The following is a 15,388-nucleotide window of genomic DNA, read 5'->3' as shown; positions in this document are numbered from 1 at the left end:
GGCTGTGATGAGTAGTACAGCGGTCGACACCGGCAAGCCCGCCCGCCAGGCGCCCTACGAGGGTCCGCTGCTCGACGTCCGGGACCTGCACGTCGAGTTCAAGACCCGGGACGGCCTGGTCAAGGCGGTCAACGGGGTCAACTACAGCGTCAGCGCGGGCGAGACGCTGGCCGTGCTCGGCGAGTCGGGCTCAGGCAAGTCCGTCACCGCGCAGGCCATCATGGGCATCCTCGACATGCCGCCGGCCCAGATCCCGCACGGCGAGATCCGCTACCGGGGTCAGGACATGCTGACCATGGACAAGGAGAGCAGGCGGCAGATCCGCGGCCAGAAGATCGCGATGATCTTCCAGGACGCGCTCTCCTCGCTCAATCCGGTGCTGACCGTCGGGTACCAGCTCGGCGAGATGTTCCGCGCTCACCACGGCACCTCACGCAAGGACGCCAAGGCGAAGGCGATCGAGCTGATGGACCGGGTGCGGATCCCGGCCGCCAAGGACCGCGTCGGGGACTACCCGCACCAGTTCTCGGGCGGTATGCGTCAGCGGATCATGATCGCGATGGCACTGGCCCTGGAGCCGGACCTGATCATCGCGGACGAGCCGACCACGGCGCTCGACGTGACGGTGCAGGCGCAGGTGATGGACCTGCTGGCGGAGCTCCAGGCCGAGTACCACATGGGCCTGATCCTGATCACCCACGACCTCGGCGTGGTGGCCGACGTGGCCGACAAGATCGCGGTGATGTACGCCGGCCGGATCGTCGAGACCGCCCCGGTGCACGAGCTCTACGCGCGCCCCGCGCACCCGTACACGCGGGGGCTGCTGGACTCCATCCCGCGCCTGGACCAGAAGGGCCAGGAGCTCTACGCGATCCAGGGCCTGCCGCCCAACCTGCTGCGGATCCCGCCGGGCTGCGCGTTCAACCCGCGCTGCCCCCGGGCCCAGGACATCTGCCGCCAGGAGGTGCCGCAGCTGTTCCAGGTCACCGACCGGGACCAGGTGGAGCTGCCGGGCCGGCGGAGTGCCTGCTTCTTCTGGAAGGAGACCCTCGATGACGCCTAACGGCGCGAGCGCGCTCGGCAGCACGGAGCCCGAGGAGGTGGTCTTCCGGCACAAGGTGTCGAAGGGCGAACCGATCCTGGAGGTGCGCGACCTGGTCAAGCACTTCCCGCTGACCAAGGGCGTCGTGTTCCGGAAGCACGTCGGAGCGGTCAAGGCGGTCGACGGGGTCTCCTTCGACCTGATGCAGGGTGAGACGCTCGGCATCGTCGGCGAGTCGGGCTGTGGCAAGTCCACCCTGGCCAAGGTGCTGATGAACCTGGAGCCCGCCACGGGCGGGTCGGTCCGCTACAAGGGCGAGGAGATCTCCCGACTGAGCGGGGCCGGTCTCAAGGCCGTGCGACGCAACATCCAGATGGTCTTCCAGGACCCGTACACCTCGTTGAACCCCCGGATGACGGTGGGCGACATCATCGGCGAGCCGTACGAGATCCACCCCGAGGTGGCGCCGAAGGGCGACCGCCGGAAGGCCGTGCAGGACCTGCTGGACGTGGTCGGGCTCAACCCGGAGTACATCAACCGGTACCCGCACCAGTTCTCCGGTGGTCAGCGTCAGCGGATCGGCATCGCGCGGGGTCTGGCCCTCAAGCCGGAGATCATCATCTGCGACGAGCCGGTCTCCGCGCTGGACGTCTCGGTGCAGGCGCAGGTGATCAACCTGCTGGAGCAGCTGCAGGGGGAGTTCAACCTCTCCTACATGTTCATCGCCCACGACCTCTCGATCGTCCGGCACATCTCCGACCGGGTCGGCGTCATGTACCTCGGCAAGATCGTGGAGATCGGGACCGATCTGGAGATCTACGACCACGCGACCCACCCCTACACGCAGGCGCTGCTCTCGGCGGTGCCGGTGCCCGACCCCGCGGCCCGGGTCGACCGGGACCGGATCGTGCTGGTGGGTGACGTGCCGTCACCGGCCAACCCGCCCTCCGGCTGCCGGTTCCGCACCCGGTGCTGGAAGGCGCAGCCGAAGTGCGCGGAGGAGGTGCCGGCGCTGATGGCGCGGGAGTGGCTCACGGAGCTGGCGGCGCACGACTCGGCGTGCCACTTCGCGGCGGAGCGAGAAGTGGACCTGCGGAAATGACGGAGGGCCGCCCCACCGGGGCGGCCCTTTCGCCTGACAGCTCCTCTTACAGCTCCTTGGCGTCCCGGGGCTCCGGGACCGCGGCGGTGCTGCCGTCCTCCGGGAAGTGGCAGGCCGTCAGGTGGCCGACCTCGCTGCCGGAGAGCTGCACCAGCGGCGGCTCCTCGGTGGCGCACTTGTCCTGGGCCTTCCAGCACCGGGTGCGGAAGCGGCAGCCGGAGGGCGGGTTGATCGGCGACGGGACGTCACCGACCAGCCGGATCCGCTCGCGGACGTCGTCCGGGTCGGCCTCGGGCACGGCGGAGAGCAGCGCGTGGGTGTACGGGTGCCGGGGGCTCTCGTACAGCGACTTGCGGTCCGCGATCTCGACGATCTTGCCCAGGTACATCACCGCGACGCGCTGCGAGAAGTGCCGGACGATCGAGAGGTCGTGCGCGATGAACAGGAAGGCGATGCCGAGGTCCTTCTGCAGCTGCTGCAGGAGGTTGACGACCTGGGCCTGGATCGAGACGTCGAGCGCGGAGACCGGCTCGTCGGCCACGATCAGCTTCGGGCTCAGCGAGAGCGCGCGGGCCACGCCGATGCGCTGGCGCTGGCCGCCGGAGAACTCGTGCGGGAAGCGGTTGTAGTGCTCCGGGTTGAGACCGACGGTCTCCAGGAGCTCCTGCACCTTCTTCTGGATGCCGCCGGGCGGGTTGATGCCGTTGATCTCCATCGGCGCGCCGATGATCGCACCGACGGTCTGCCGGGGGTTCAGCGAGGAGTACGGGTCCTGGAAGATCATCTGGATCTCGGACCGGATCGGCGCCAGCTGCTTGCGCGAGGCGTGCGTGATGTCCTGCCCGGCGTACGTCAGCTTGCCGTCGGTCGGCTCCAGCAGCCGGGTGACCAGGCGGCCGAGGGTCGACTTGCCGCAGCCCGACTCGCCGACCAGGCCGACGGACTCGTTCGGGTACACGGAGAGGTCGATGCCGTCGACCGCGTGCACGGCGCCGACCTGGCGCTTGAACAGGAAGCCGTCCATCACGGGGAAGTGCTTCTTCAGACCGTGCAGCTCGAGCAGCGGTTCGCCGGCGGCCGGTACGAGGCCTTCGGACTTGTCGAGGGTCAGTTCGTTGCTCATGGTGTGTAACCGGTCCCTCTCAGCCGAGCCGCGGCTGGATCTGGTCGATGAAGATGTCCTGCTTCTGCCCGGCGGACAGGTGGCAGGCGGTGGCGTGCCCAGCGGCGGGGGCGAGCGGCGGGCGCTCGGTGGTGCACTTCCCGCCGATGACCTTCTCACGGTGGTCGCAGCGCGGGTTGAACGGGCAGCCGGTCGGCAGGTTGATCAGGCTCGGCGGGGTGCCGCGCACCGGCCGCAGCGGCACGTCGACCGGGCCGGTCAGGTTCGGCATCGAGGAGAGCAGGCCCCAGGTGTAGGGGTGCTGAGGGGTCTTCAGCACCTCGCGCACGGTGCCGCGCTCGACCGCCCGGCCCGCGTACATCACCATGATGTCCTGCGCCGTCTTGGCCACCACGCCGAGGTCGTGGGTGATCAGGATGATCGCGGTGCCCATCTCCTGCTGGAGGTCCTTGAGCAGGTCGAGGATCTGGGCCTGGACGGTGACGTCCAGCGCGGTGGTCGGCTCGTCCGCGATGACCAGCTTCGGGTTGCAGACCAACGACATGGCGATCATCGCCCGCTGGCGCATACCGCCGGAGAACTGGTGCGGGTAGTCGTCCACCCGGGTGGTCGGCTGCGGGATGCCGACCTTGGTCAGCATCTCGATCGAGCGGTCCCGGGCTTCCTTCTTGCTCGCACCGGTGTGCTTGCGGTAGGTCTCGCCGATCTGCTTGCCGATGGTGTGGAACGGCGACAGCGCGGTCAGCGGGTCCTGGAAGATCATCGACATGGTGTTGCCGCGGAGCTTCTCCAGCTCCCTGGTCTCCAGGCCCACCAGCTCCCGGCCGGACAGCCTGATCGAGCCGGTGATCTCGGTCTTCGCCGGGTTGTGCAGCCCGAGGATCGCCAGGTTGGTCACGGACTTGCCGGAACCGGACTCACCGACGATGCCGAGGGTGGTGCCCGCCTCGACCTCGAAGGAGAGCGAGTCCACGGCCCGGACCACGCCGTCCTCGGTGCTGAAGCGGACCGAGAGGTCGCGGACGGAGAGGAAGGGCGAGCTGCCGCCGCCGTGGCTGGCGGCCGCCTCCTCGGGCTTGGCCTGGGTGGTCATGGACGGGGCTCCTCGGTGCGGTACGTGAGGTCGGAACGGCTGGGACGGCCAGGGGTGTCGGCCGGGGTCAGGCCAGGCGGATGCGCGGGTCGATCAGGGCGTACATGGCGTCCACGATGATGTTGAAGATCACGATCAGGGTGGCGGCCACCATGGTGACACCGACCAGCATCGACAGGTCCGAGTCGTTGTAGGCGCCGATCGCGAGCTGGCCGAGACCGTGCAGACCGAAGGTGGTCTCGGTGATGATCGCGCCGCCGAGCAGGACGCCGAGGTCGATGCCGAAGACGGTGACGATGGTGCCCATCGCGCCGCGCCAGGCGAACCGGAGGAAGACGGAACGGCCCGACATGCCCTTGGCGCGTGCGGTCCGGACGTAGTCCTCGGAGAGCTGCTCGACCATCGAGGAGCGGGTCATACGGGTGTAGTTTGCGGTCCAGATGAGCGACAGCACGATCCACGGGACGAGCAGGCCGCTGGCCCAGCCGATCGGGTCCTCGGTGAACGGTACGTACGTGGGCTGCTTCAGCCAGTCGGTGCTGTAGACGAACACGACCAGGGCGAGCGGGCCGGCGACGTAGATCTGCATCGAGGTGGCGATCAGCGAAGCGGCGCTGGCGATCTTGTCGGCGGCCTTGCCCTGCTTGTGGGCGGCGAGCATGCCGGTGCCGATACCGAAGATCAGGAAGACGACGGCCGAGCCCACGGTGAGGGACACCGTGGTCGGGAACCGGTCCAGCAGGACGTCGGTGATCATCTCCTGCTTGACGTAGGAGTAACCGAAGCAGGGGGCGTCGCAGTGGCCGGCGGAGAAGTCACGGCCGGTGAAGATCCCGCTGAACCAGTGCCAGAACTGCATGATGACCGACTCGTCGAGTCCCATGCTGTGCCTGATCAGGGTCAGGTTCTCGGGGGTGCAGACCTTGCCGCAGGAGAGGCGCGCCGGGTCCGCCGGAATGGCGAAGAACAGCGCGAAGGTGACCATGCTGACGATCAGCAGGATGACGAGTGCGCCGAGTGAACGGCGGACGAGGAAACGGAGCATGGGTCGGGCTCTCCTGGTCGGGGCGCCGGCTGCGAAGTGCGGTGGGCGGAGCAGGGCGGGGAATGGACCCCGTCAGGGGGCCCCGGCCACTTGGATTGCAAGCGGGCGGGGCCCCCTGACGGTCAAGGACTACTTGACGTAGATGTTCAGCGGGTACTGCAGGCCGAAGATCGAGTCGTACTTCACGCCGCCGAGGCCCGAACCGTAGAGGCTCAGCGAGCGCTGGTAGACGTCCGGGATGGACGCGGCAGCGTCCTGCAGCTTCCGGTCGATCGCGGCCCACGCCTTGCCCTGCGCGACCGGGTCCGCGATCTTCGCGGCCTCGTCCATCGCCTTGTTCAGCTCGGGGTCGTTGTAGTGCGCGTAGTTCGACGCACCGTCAGCGATGGTGCGACCGTCCCACGGCTGGAGCGAGGTGTAACCGGTCGGCCAGTCGGCGCCCCAGCCACCCCAGTAGAGGTCGTACTCGTTGTTGATCAGGCCGATGGCGTCGTAGTACGTCTTCGGGTCCAGCGGCTTCGGGACGAACTTGAAGCCGGCCTTCTCCAGGGCGACGCGGATCGACTCGGTGAGCTGCTGCTGCACCGGGGTGTTGTTGAACGCGTAGACGATCGTCTGACCGGTGGCGCCGGCCTCGGCGAGCAGCTTCTTGGCCGCCTCCGGGTCGCCCTCCGGGTGCTTGAGGATGTCGTACTTGTCGTTCGCCTCGTAGCCGAGGACGGTCGGGCTCATGTAGTTGGTGGCGTAGTCACCGTAGCTGGTGCCACCGGAGAGCTGACGCGTCTGCTGGTGCGGGAACGCGCGGATCAGCGCCTCGCGGACCTTCTGGTCCTTGATGCGGCTGTTGTTGATGTAGTAGTAGTCGACGTACGGCGTCAGACCCTGGAGCGTCCGGGCCTTGAGCTTCTCGTCGCCGTTCTTCACCTGGTCGATGTAGGTGCGGTAGACCGTGTTGTGGAAGCTGAAGGCGGTCTTGTCCGGGCCGTTGTCGGCGAGGAAGCGCTCGGTCGACGGCTGCTGCTGGACGCCGAACTCCATGTGCCACTTGTCCGGGTACGCGTTCCGGATCGGGTCGGTGGCCGGGTCCCAGTTGGGGTTGCGGACCAGGTCGAGCGACTTGTCGGTGACGTGCTCGGCGATCTGGTACGGGCCCGAGGAGAAGGGCTTCTTGTCGTACGCCTCCTTGGTGTCCTGAGCCTTCGGCACCACGCCGTAGCCGGTCATGGCCAGGGTGAAGTTGGCGTCCGGGTGGACGTCCGCGAAGGTGATCACGACGGTCTTCGGGTCCGGGGTCTGGACGAGGTCCAGCTCCTTGCCCTCGTACGGGCCCGGGTAGAACTCGCGGTACTTGTCGACGCTGCCGGACAGCCACTGCTGGATGTACGTCGGGCCCGACTTCACGAACGGCGCGAAGGTGCGCTCGATCGAGTACTTGATGTCGGCGGAGGTGATCGCGGTGCCGTCCTGCCACTTCACCCCGTCCTTGAGGGTGAACTTCCAGGTCTTGCCGCCGTCGGTGGTGGTGCCGGTGTCGGTGGCGAGGTCACCGACCAGCTTCTGGGTGCCGTCCGGCAGGTACTTGTAACCCGTCAGCTGACGGGTGAACAGGAGGGAGACCTCACTGTTGGTGTTGACGTAGACCTGCGCCGGGTCCAGGTGGCTGAAGTCGTCACGGTCAATCATGTTGACCGTGCCGCCCTTCTTCGCGTTCGGCTCCGCAATGGCCGGGCCGGTCGAGTCGGCGGCGGTGCCGACCGCGACGGAGGCCGCAGCGATCTTGCTCTTCGAGGCCTCGGGCTTGGCGCCGTCGCTCGAGTTGCCGCTGGAGCAGGCGGTGGTGACGGTCAGTGCCCCGACAACCATGACGGCTGCGGCGAGCCGCCGTGACTTGCGTGCGTTCATTTTCGTCCTGCCTAGTGAAAGTGCCGGAATATTCGGTGGGTTGCCCGGGGCGGGCGTGCCGATCCCCCCGGAGTCTGTGAGTGACGCTCAGAGTGGCGTCAGCGGTTGGCCTTCGGGTCGAAGGCGTCGCGGACGGAGTCCCCGAGGAGGTTGAAGGCGAGCACGAACAGCACCATCGCCAGACCGGGGAAGAGCAGGAAGGTGACGTCGGACCGGAGGTACTCGGCGGCCATCGCGATCATGCGGCCCCAGTCGGGGGTCGGCTCGCTGACGCCCACGCCGAGGTAGGAGAGACCGGCCTCGGCGGTCACGAAGGCGGGGAGCGCGAGGGTGGACTGCACCAGGATCGGGGTCCACAGGTTGGGCAGCAGCTCCTTGAAGATGATCCGGCCCGGGGAGGCGCCCGTCACCTTGGCCGCCTCGATGAACTCCCGCTCGCGGAGGGAGAGCGTCACACCGCGAAGGATGCGGGACAGCGACATCCAGCCGAGCAGCGAGAGCACCAGGGTCACCGCCACGAACGGCAGCCAGGTCGGCGTGGCCTCGTCCTTGGCGACCAGCAGGCCGGTGACCACCGGCATGGTGGCGACCAGGAAGATCTGCGACGGGAACGACATCAGGATGTCGATGGCGCGGCCGATGAAGTAGTCGGTCTTGCCGCCGAGGTAGCCGGCCGCGATGCCGAGGGCCACACCGATCACCGTGGTGAGCAGCGTGGTGGCGAAGGCGATGATCAGCGAGGTGCGGATGCCGTAGATCAGCTGCGTGAGCACGTCGCGGCCCAGGCCCGGCTCGATGCCGAACCAGAAGTCGCCGCTCATGCCCCCGTTGGGGCCGACCGGCAGGGCGCTGTCGGTCAGCAGGGTCGGGTCGTTCTGCCCGTACGTGGTGTTCGGGTCCTTGCCGTACAGCATCGAGATCAGCGGAGCGGCGATCGCGATCAGGATGAAGAACAGCACGATCACCGCACTGACCACGCCGGTCCGGTCGCGCATGAAGCGGCGACGCATCAGCTGGCCGGGAGAGAGCCCCCGGAAGACCGCGGCGGACGAGGCTTCGGTCTGGCTGAGGGTATCGGCCGTCCCGAGAGTGTCGGCCTCGGTCGGGGCCTGAGTGGGGTTAGTCATGGTGCTGGAGCTCCCGCCCGGGGTGTAGCGGCTGCAAAAAGGTGATCGCACGGACTCTTGCAAGTCGTTTATCGAACGTCAAGAGTTCCTCAGTTGCTGGCCGTGCATTTCTTGGTTCGTGTTGGAATGTCAACCACTTCGTAGTTCCAGACACCTTGACAAGCGTTCGGCGATACCGTCAAAAGCGGACATAACATTGCAAAGAGAGTTCACGCGTCCGTAACCCGCACTTGGTCGCTCCGGTATCTGAACAGACCGTGTGCGCGTTCGATGATGTGATGCGCGTAGACCATGTGTCCGTTATGGCGGCTATCACGGAGAATGTCCCGTGCAATTGCATGTCCGATAATCGGACACTACCGCTTTGTTGGGCTCGGCAGGGAATTTGGGGGTCATCGACCCAATTCACCCGGGGCCGTTGTCACGCACCGTTGCTGGCAATTTCACGCCACTGGCGAGTATTCGCCGCCCGATGGACCCGAAAAGCGCGGGTCGGGACCGTGTCGGTCCCGACCCGCGCTGGAGCTGACGTGGGTCAGCTGAACTTGTACGCCCGGGTGCCGGTCTTCTCCAGCATCGAGGCGATGCCGTCCGCGACGTCCTGGGTGGTGATCGGGACCAGGGCGTTGCCCTTCTTGGTCTTGCTCTTGGCGAAGGCACCGTCCAGCTCGGCGGTGAGCTTGTCCAGGTCCCAGGTGAGCACGATCTTCCCGGAGGCGTCCGGGGCCAGCGTGAGCACCTTGGCGGCGACCGCCTTGGTGAAGTCCCAGCGCTTGGTGCCCGCCGTGACCGAGACGGGGCCGCTGGTGACCTGCTTGCCGAGCGACTCGGCGGCGGCCTTGAGGGCGTCCTCGGAGACCTTCGGCTGAGCGGCCGTCACCGGCACGGTCAGCACCGCGTCCGGCTGCCCGGCGCTCCGCGCCCGGTAGGCCTGCTCGACCGTGTCCATCGCGGCGGCGGCGTCCACCTGCTGGCCGGCCCGGCCGGGGACCACTTCGGTCTTGCCGTCCGGGGTGAACCGGACAAAGCCCTCCTGGAGGCCCAGGCTGGACTTGGCGCTCAGACCCTCCAGCGCGGCCTTCAGCTTGGCCCGGTCCACCCGTACCTCGGGAGCCACCGCCTTGCTGCCGCCGGCCAGTGAACCGATCACCTCGACCGGGTTGTAGCTGTGCCGGGTCAGCCCGTCCACCGTCGCGGTGGTGTCGAAGCCGAGCCCGGCGGCGGTCGGGTCGAGGTCCACGGTCTGCTCGCCGAGCTTGAGCTTGAGCGGCTGCAGCCCCGTCTTGGCGACCGTGCCGTCCAGCACGCTGACCGCCTGGTCCCGGGTGTCACCGCCGATGTCGGTGCCGAGCACCGTGGTGCCCTTGGGGATGTCGGCCTGATTGAGCATCAGCCCGGTGCCGTACGCGGCCGCGCCGGCGAACAGCACCAGGACCACGCCGTACGTGGCCAGCTTGCGGCCCTTGCCGCCCGACGGGCGGGCCGCCGCCGGTGCCTTGGCGGCGGGCTTCGGCGCGGGCTCCTCAGCCTCGACGGCCGGCTCGGGCACCGCGGTACCGAACGGGTCGGCGGATGCGGGCGGCCCGGCCGTCGCGAACGGGTCGGTGGTGGCGAAGGGGTCCGACGCTCCGAACGGGTCGGCAGCGGGCAGTCGGCCGCCGGTCGGGCGAGTGCCGGGGAACGGCTCGGCGGGCTCGTACGAGACGTCGGCGAACCGCCCGGGCGCGGGCGACTGCCCGGTGCCGAACGGGTCCTTCGGAGGCTGCGGGGAGGCCGGGGGAGCGGAGCCGAACATCGCGGCACCGCCAGGTATGGCGCCGGGCCGGGGGGCCGGGGTCTCGAACTCGTTCTGGATCGGGTCGAAACCGCCGATCTGGGTGTCCTCCGGCTCGCCGGCGTATCTGGGCGCGAACGGGTCCGCTCCCTGCGGCGCCTGACGGACCGGCTCCTCGCGGAACGGGTCCGCCGCGTACGGGTCCGCCGCGTACGGGTCGTTGGAGTACGGCCCGGCGGGCGGTCGGCGGTCGGCGTACGGGTCGTCCGCCCGGCCGGTCGGCGCCGGCGGCCCGGACGGGGCGAACGGCGAGGCCGGGGCGCCGGAGGGCCTCGGCGCGGGCTGCTGGGCGGCGGCCTCGGCCCGCGGCGCACCTGCGGTCACCGGGGCCGGCGCGCCCTTCTGCCGGGGGCGGAACCACTCGCCGGTGGACTCGCCGTCGGGCGGCCCGGCGGGAGCCTCCTGCTGCCACTCCGGCGGCAGGTTGGCCGGCGTGCTGCTCGGTGCGGCCGCGTCGACCACGCCCAGCACCGGGGAGGACGGGGCCGAGCGGTGCCTGGGCCCGGCCGGTTCAGCCGGTTCGCCGTTCTTCACCGTGCTGCGCACGACCACCGGCGGGATCGGCCGGGAGCCGGGGATGTTGATCCTGACCCGGGTGGTCAGCGTGGTCTCGGTCTTCGGGACGTCCTCGGCCTCGGCCGGCCGGGCGGCCGCCTGCTGACCGCCCGTCGGGCCGAACGGGTCGGCGCCGTTCGGGATGCCCGTGCCGTACGGCGGGGTGCCCGACGGGTAGGCATCCGGCCCGGTACGTCGGGGCGACGGATGCGCGCTGTCAGATTCGCGGCTGCTCAATGCTGCTCTGCTCCGGGTTCGCGGCCGCGCCGTGGGAACGGCGGTCGCGGGTTGTGGGACGACGGTCTTCCGGCGGCGGCTGCTGCACCGGCCGATGGGACCGAACACCCCTCCGACACCAGCTCTTCACATAGCTTCGGCAGGCCGGCAGGCCTGTCGCGGCACCACCTTACTGGGCAAACGTACGTGGTGAACTGGTTCGGATAGAACCCGTTACGTCCCCTTTTTCCGGGAAAGGTGGGGCAGTCTCCGGGAAAGGTGGGGTCACCGCTCCCGGACCGTCAGCGCGTCAGAGTCCCGTAGCCGAAGCCCGACCTGGTCGGCAGGGTCGCGCAGACCACCCCGCCGACGGCGCCCAGGAACAGGTAGGCGTACGAGGTGAACCCGGCCGCCAGGACGAAGTCACCCTCCGGGCGCGGGGCCATCAGGACCAGCAGCAGCAGGAACCAGCCCGCCAGCGGCACCCCTGCCCCGAGCTTGGTTCCGGTCACCCGCACACCGCCGTAGAACACCGCGACGGTCGCCGTCAGGGACAGCAGCAGCCCGGCCGGCGGCCAGAGCGACTGCACGAAACAGCCGCAGAGCGAGACCAGGGCGCCCAGCACGAACAGGACGGGATAGGCCACCAGGCGCCCGGTGCGCGACGGCTGACGCTCGGCCAACCGCTCCTCGCGGCTGCCGAGTACCCGGGCGGGCAGGGTGCGGATCATCGGTGCGCCTCCAGCCCGAGACCGGCGAAAAGGTCGGTCTCCGGCAGCTCGGGTCCGGGCTCGCCCCGGACCAGCTGGTAGTACTCGGTGGCCACCAGCGGCTGTCCGAGGTCGTTGCTCAGCGCGAAGTGGGCGCCGGACACGGTGATCTGGGTGGCGTGCGCCGCCATCGCGGCCGCCTTCGCCCCGGCGTACGCCGTGCCGTCCAGCACCGTGGTGACCAGCTCGTCAGGCACCACGCCCGGCACGTCGGCCGGGACGGCGACCCCGGGGAACGGTGCGGCGGCGGCGGTCGCGGCCAACCCGGCCTCGATCACCGAGCGCGGCATCCGGTTCCAGTACACCTTGGCGATCCGCCAGGCCGGCCCGAGCTCCGGCCGCCAGGCCGGGTCGGCGGCCAGCTCGTACGCCCGCATGGCGACCTGATGGGCCTTCACGTGGTCGGGGTGCCCGTAGCCGCCCTGCTCGTCGTACGTGACCAGCACCTGCGGCCGCAGTTCCCTGACCACCGCCACCAGGTGACCGGCGGCCTCATCCAGCGGGGCGCGCCAGAAGCAGTCGGGGCGGTCGTTCTCCGGCAGGCCCATCATCCCGGAGTCCCGGTAGCGGCCCGGGCCGCCCAGGAAGCGGACGTCGGTGACCCCCAGCGCGTCCATCGCGGCGGTGAGTTCGCCGATCCGGTACGTGCCGAGGGTGTCGCTCCGGTCCGCGGTCAGCTCCGCCAGTTCCGGCGGGATCACCTCACCGCCCTCGCCGAGCGTGCAGGTCACCAGGGTGACGGCGGCGCCCTCGGCGGCGTACCTGGCCATGGTCGCGCCGTTGCCGATCGACTCGTCGTCGGGGTGGGCGTGCACCAGCAGCAGCCGGCGCGCGGGCCGGTCGGAGGCAGCGGTCATACCGGGCAGCCTACCGACCGGCCCGTCCGGGCCGGCTCAGAGCTTGATGCCGTTGATCATGCCGGCCACGTTGCTGGTCACCTGCTGGATCGAGGGGGCGATCGAGCTGGACGCCAGGTAGAAGCCGAGCAGCGAACAGATGATCGCGTGCGCCAGCTTGAGCCCGGAGCGGCGGATCAGTACCACCACGATGACCAGCATCAGGACTGCTGCGGAGATGGAGAGAGCCATCAGGCTCACACCCTTCTTTCTCGGGTGCACCGCCCTGGGCGGGGCGGCGGGGACATGTGGCTCAAGGAATACCCGATGAGTGAGCGACGCATTACGTTCGGTGAGACGTCCGGCCCGTTCGGAGCAGCCCGTCACCCGGCCCCCGGGCCGGTGGGAAGGGGCGCGGAGGCCCGGTGACGCGGGTTACGGGTCCTGCTCCGAACGAGTGATCACCGTCTAGGGTCGGTGCCATGACCACCGACACATTTCCCCGGCAGTACGCGCGCACCCAGCGCTTCACCGTCGGCGCCCCCCGGTCCTTCGCCGTCGCACCCGACGGGTCCCGGGTCGTCTTCCTCCGTGCCAGGGGCGGCGAGGAGCGCGCCAACCTGCTCTGGACCCTGGACCCGGCCACCGGTCTGGAGCGGATCGCCGCCGACCCGGTGGCCCTGCTCGGCGGCGGCGAGGAGAGCCTGTCGGCCGCCGAGCGGGCCCGCCGGGAGCGGAGCCGGGAGGGCTCGGCCGGCATCGTCGGCTACACCCTGGACGGGACCGGGGCGCTGACCGCCTTCGCGCTCTCCGGCCGCCTGTTCGTCGCTGACCTGACGGGGGAGCGGCCGACCCGCGAACTGCCCGCCGCCGGGCCGCTGGTCGACCCCAGGCTGTCGCCGGACGGGAGTCACGTGGCGTACGCGACCGTCGAGGGCGAGCTGCGGGTGACCCGTACCGACGGCTCCGGGGACCGGGCGCTGGCGACCCCGGAGCGGGCCGGGGTGACGTGGGGTCAGGCGGAGTTCATCGCGCAGGAGGAGATGGACCGGGACCGCGGCCACTGGTGGGCCCCGGCCGGTGACCGGCTGCTGGCCGCCAGGGCCGACGACGCCCCGGTGCAGCGCTGGTGGATCGCCGACCCGGCCAACCCCGGCAGCGTGCCCGCCGAGGTGGCCTACCCGGCGGCCGGCACCGCCAACGCCGAGGTCGGCCTCTGGCTGCTCGGCCTGGACGGCTCCCGCACCGAGCTGAGCTGGGACCGTGCGGCCTTCCCCTACCTGGCCCGGGTGCACTGGTCCGAGCAGGAGCTCACCTTGCTGGTGCAGGCCCGCGACCAGCGCAGCCAGCGGTATCTGACGGTCGACCAGGCCACCGGCGCCACCAGTACGGTGCTGGAGGAGAGCGACCCGGTCTGGCTGGACCTGTTCTCCGGGGTCCCGGCCAGGACCGCCGAAGGACAGCTGGTCCGGATCGCCGACCAGGACGGCGCCCGGGCCCTGGTGGTCGGCGAGCGGCAGCTGACCGACCGTCGGCTGCACGTCAGGTCGGTGCTCTCGGTGGGCGCCTCGACCGTGCTGTTCACCGCGAGCGGCGGCAGCGATGAGAGCGACCCGGTGCCCGGCTGGATCGGCACCTTCGAGATCGGCCTCGACGGCACCGGCCTGACCAGGCTCGGCGCCGCCGGTGCGGTCTCCGCCGTCCGGGGCGGCGACGTCACGGTGCTGGTCAGCGCGGACCCGGCCTGGTCCGGCGGCCGGGTCGAGGTGCTGGTGGACGGCGAGCCGCTGGCCACCGTCGTCTCGTACGCCGAGACGCCGCTGATCACCGCCCGCCCGGAGTTCGTCTTCGCGGGCGAGCGCAGGATCCCGACCGCCGTCCTGCTGCCGACCGGCTACGACCGGGAGCGGGACGGGTTGCTGCCGGTCCTGATGGACCCGTACGGCGGCCCGCACGGGCAGCGGGTGGTGCGGTCGCAGAACCCGCACCTGACCTCGCAGTGGTTCGCCGACCAGGGCTTCGCGGTGATCGTGGCCGACGGCCGGGGCACCCCGGGCCGCAGCCCGGAGTGGGAGAAGGCGATCGCCTTCGACTTCGCCGGGGCCACCCTGGAGGACCAGGTGGACGCGCTCCGGGCGCTGGCCGACCGGTACCCGCTGGACCTGGAGAAGGTCGCCATCCGGGGCTGGTCGTACGGCGGGTACCTCGCCGCGCTCGCGGTGCTGCGCCGCCCCGACGTGTTCCACGCGGCCGTCTCCGGCGCACCGGTCACCGACTGGCGGCTCTACGACACCCACTACACCGAGCGCTACCTCGGCCACCCGGACCAGCATCCCGAGGTCTACGACACCAACTCGCTGACCGCCGACGCCGCAAAGCTGGAGCGCCCGCTGATGCTTGTGCACGGTCTCGCCGACGACAACGTGGTGGCCGCGCACACCCTGCGGCTGTCCTCCGCGCTGCTCGCCGCCGGGCGCCCGCACACCGTGCTGCCGCTCTCCGGGGTTACCCACATGACCCCGCAGGAGCAGGTCGCGGAGAACCTGCTGCTGCTTCAGGTCGACTTCCTGAAGCGGGAGTTGGGGCTCTCGATCAACAGCTGACGGTCGGTCACGGCCCCGGCGTCACGCCGGGGCCGTGACATCCGTCATGCGGAGCACACGACGGTGCACACTGACGGCGCACCCCCTGTTCCCGGGATTCTTGAGTGGTCGGGCCGAGAGGCGGACCGAACGGGGAGAGG

At 70.0% G+C, this 15,388-nt stretch carries 12 protein-coding genes; 3 read left to right on the top strand and 9 right to left on the bottom strand.

Annotated elements, in window-relative coordinates:
* Positions 1 to 7: 7 nt before the first annotated feature.
* Positions 8 to 1,063 carry an ABC transporter ATP-binding protein gene (locus ACKUU6_RS12875; RefSeq protein ID WP_407988640.1) on the top strand — a complete coding sequence of 352 codons (1,056 nt, stop codon included), beginning with the start codon at positions 8 to 10 and terminating at the stop codon, positions 1,061 to 1,063.
* The gene (locus ACKUU6_RS12870) at positions 1,053 to 2,144 is read left to right on the top strand and encodes an ABC transporter ATP-binding protein (RefSeq protein ID WP_407988639.1); all 1,092 of its coding nucleotides are present in this window, start codon (positions 1,053 to 1,055) and stop codon (positions 2,142 to 2,144) included. Before ACKUU6_RS12875 ends, ACKUU6_RS12870 begins: the two co-directional genes overlap by 11 nt.
* Before the next feature lie 46 nt (positions 2,145 to 2,190).
* On the opposite strand, the gene ACKUU6_RS12865 is transcribed toward ACKUU6_RS12870, so the two are convergent.
* From ACKUU6_RS12865 to ACKUU6_RS12825, 9 genes are all read right to left on the bottom strand, one after another.
* The gene (locus ACKUU6_RS12865; protein ID WP_407988638.1) at positions 2,191 to 3,267 is read right to left on the bottom strand and encodes an ABC transporter ATP-binding protein; all 1,077 of its coding nucleotides are present in this window, start codon (positions 3,265 to 3,267) and stop codon (positions 2,191 to 2,193) included.
* Between the two features lie 19 nt (positions 3,268 to 3,286).
* Positions 3,287 to 4,360, bottom strand: coding sequence for an ABC transporter ATP-binding protein (locus ACKUU6_RS12860; protein WP_407988637.1), 1,074 nt, complete (start codon positions 4,358 to 4,360; stop codon positions 3,287 to 3,289).
* A gap of 67 nt (positions 4,361 to 4,427) precedes the next feature.
* Positions 4,428 to 5,405 carry an ABC transporter permease gene (locus ACKUU6_RS12855; protein WP_407988636.1) on the bottom strand — a complete coding sequence of 326 codons (978 nt, stop codon included), beginning with the start codon at positions 5,403 to 5,405 and terminating at the stop codon, positions 4,428 to 4,430.
* A gap of 129 nt (positions 5,406 to 5,534) precedes the next feature.
* A complete protein-coding gene (locus ACKUU6_RS12850) occupies positions 5,535 to 7,307 on the bottom strand; it encodes an ABC transporter substrate-binding protein (protein ID WP_407988635.1) in 1,773 nt (590 codons plus the stop codon).
* A gap of 98 nt (positions 7,308 to 7,405) precedes the next feature.
* A complete protein-coding gene (locus ACKUU6_RS12845; protein WP_407988634.1) occupies positions 7,406 to 8,434 on the bottom strand; it encodes an ABC transporter permease in 1,029 nt (342 codons plus the stop codon).
* 535 nt (positions 8,435 to 8,969) lie between these two features.
* Entirely contained in the window at positions 8,970 to 11,060 is a 2,091-nt protein-coding gene (locus tag ACKUU6_RS12840) for a hypothetical protein (RefSeq protein ID WP_407988633.1), read from the bottom strand.
* Between the two features lie 281 nt (positions 11,061 to 11,341).
* A complete protein-coding gene (locus ACKUU6_RS12835; protein WP_407988632.1) occupies positions 11,342 to 11,770 on the bottom strand; it encodes a DUF6113 family protein in 429 nt (142 codons plus the stop codon).
* Entirely contained in the window at positions 11,767 to 12,666 is a 900-nt protein-coding gene (mshB, locus tag ACKUU6_RS12830) for an N-acetyl-1-D-myo-inositol-2-amino-2-deoxy-alpha-D-glucopyranoside deacetylase (protein WP_407988631.1), read from the bottom strand. Before mshB ends, ACKUU6_RS12835 begins: the two co-directional genes overlap by 4 nt.
* Positions 12,667 to 12,702: 36 nt before the next feature.
* Positions 12,703 to 12,897: a DUF2304 domain-containing protein gene (locus ACKUU6_RS12825; RefSeq protein WP_407988630.1), complete on the bottom strand. Its 195-nt coding sequence runs from the start codon at positions 12,895 to 12,897 to the stop codon at positions 12,703 to 12,705.
* 230 nt (positions 12,898 to 13,127) lie between these two features.
* Between ACKUU6_RS12825 and ACKUU6_RS12820 the strand changes: the two genes are divergently transcribed.
* The gene (locus tag ACKUU6_RS12820; protein ID WP_407988629.1) at positions 13,128 to 15,248 is read left to right on the top strand and encodes a S9 family peptidase; all 2,121 of its coding nucleotides are present in this window, start codon (positions 13,128 to 13,130) and stop codon (positions 15,246 to 15,248) included.
* The last annotated feature ends 140 nt before the right edge of the window (positions 15,249 to 15,388 follow it).

The sequence above is a fragment of the Kitasatospora sp. CMC57 genome (assembly GCF_045866025.2).
GTDB lineage: Bacteria > Actinomycetota > Actinomycetes > Streptomycetales > Streptomycetaceae > Kitasatospora.
The sequence above is the reverse complement of the archived record's forward strand: the minus strand, read 5'-3'. Positions and strand labels throughout refer to the sequence as shown.

Bases quoted from the DNA above. Each gene is read 5' to 3' on its own strand.
- ACKUU6_RS12875 (WP_407988640.1), top strand. From the start codon at position 8: ATGAGTAGTACAGCGGTCGACACCGGCAAGCCCGCCCGCCAGGCGCCC.
- ACKUU6_RS12870 (WP_407988639.1), top strand. From the start codon at position 1,053: ATGACGCCTAACGGCGCGAGCGCGCTCGGCAGCACGGAGCCCGAGGAG.
- ACKUU6_RS12865 (WP_407988638.1), bottom strand. From the start codon at position 3,267: ATGAGCAACGAACTGACCCTCGACAAGTCCGAAGGCCTCGTACCGGCC.
- ACKUU6_RS12860 (WP_407988637.1), bottom strand. From the start codon at position 4,360: ATGACCACCCAGGCCAAGCCCGAGGAGGCGGCCGCCAGCCACGGCGGC.
- ACKUU6_RS12855 (WP_407988636.1), bottom strand. From the start codon at position 5,405: ATGCTCCGTTTCCTCGTCCGCCGTTCACTCGGCGCACTCGTCATCCTG.
- ACKUU6_RS12850 (WP_407988635.1), bottom strand. From the start codon at position 7,307: ATGAACGCACGCAAGTCACGGCGGCTCGCCGCAGCCGTCATGGTTGTC.
- ACKUU6_RS12845 (WP_407988634.1), bottom strand. From the start codon at position 8,434: ATGACTAACCCCACTCAGGCCCCGACCGAGGCCGACACTCTCGGGACG.
- ACKUU6_RS12835 (WP_407988632.1), bottom strand. From the start codon at position 11,770: ATGATCCGCACCCTGCCCGCCCGGGTACTCGGCAGCCGCGAGGAGCGG.
- mshB (WP_407988631.1), bottom strand. From the start codon at position 12,666: ATGACCGCTGCCTCCGACCGGCCCGCGCGCCGGCTGCTGCTGGTGCAC.
- ACKUU6_RS12825 (WP_407988630.1), bottom strand. From the start codon at position 12,897: ATGGCTCTCTCCATCTCCGCAGCAGTCCTGATGCTGGTCATCGTGGTG.
- ACKUU6_RS12820 (WP_407988629.1), top strand. From the start codon at position 13,128: ATGACCACCGACACATTTCCCCGGCAGTACGCGCGCACCCAGCGCTTC.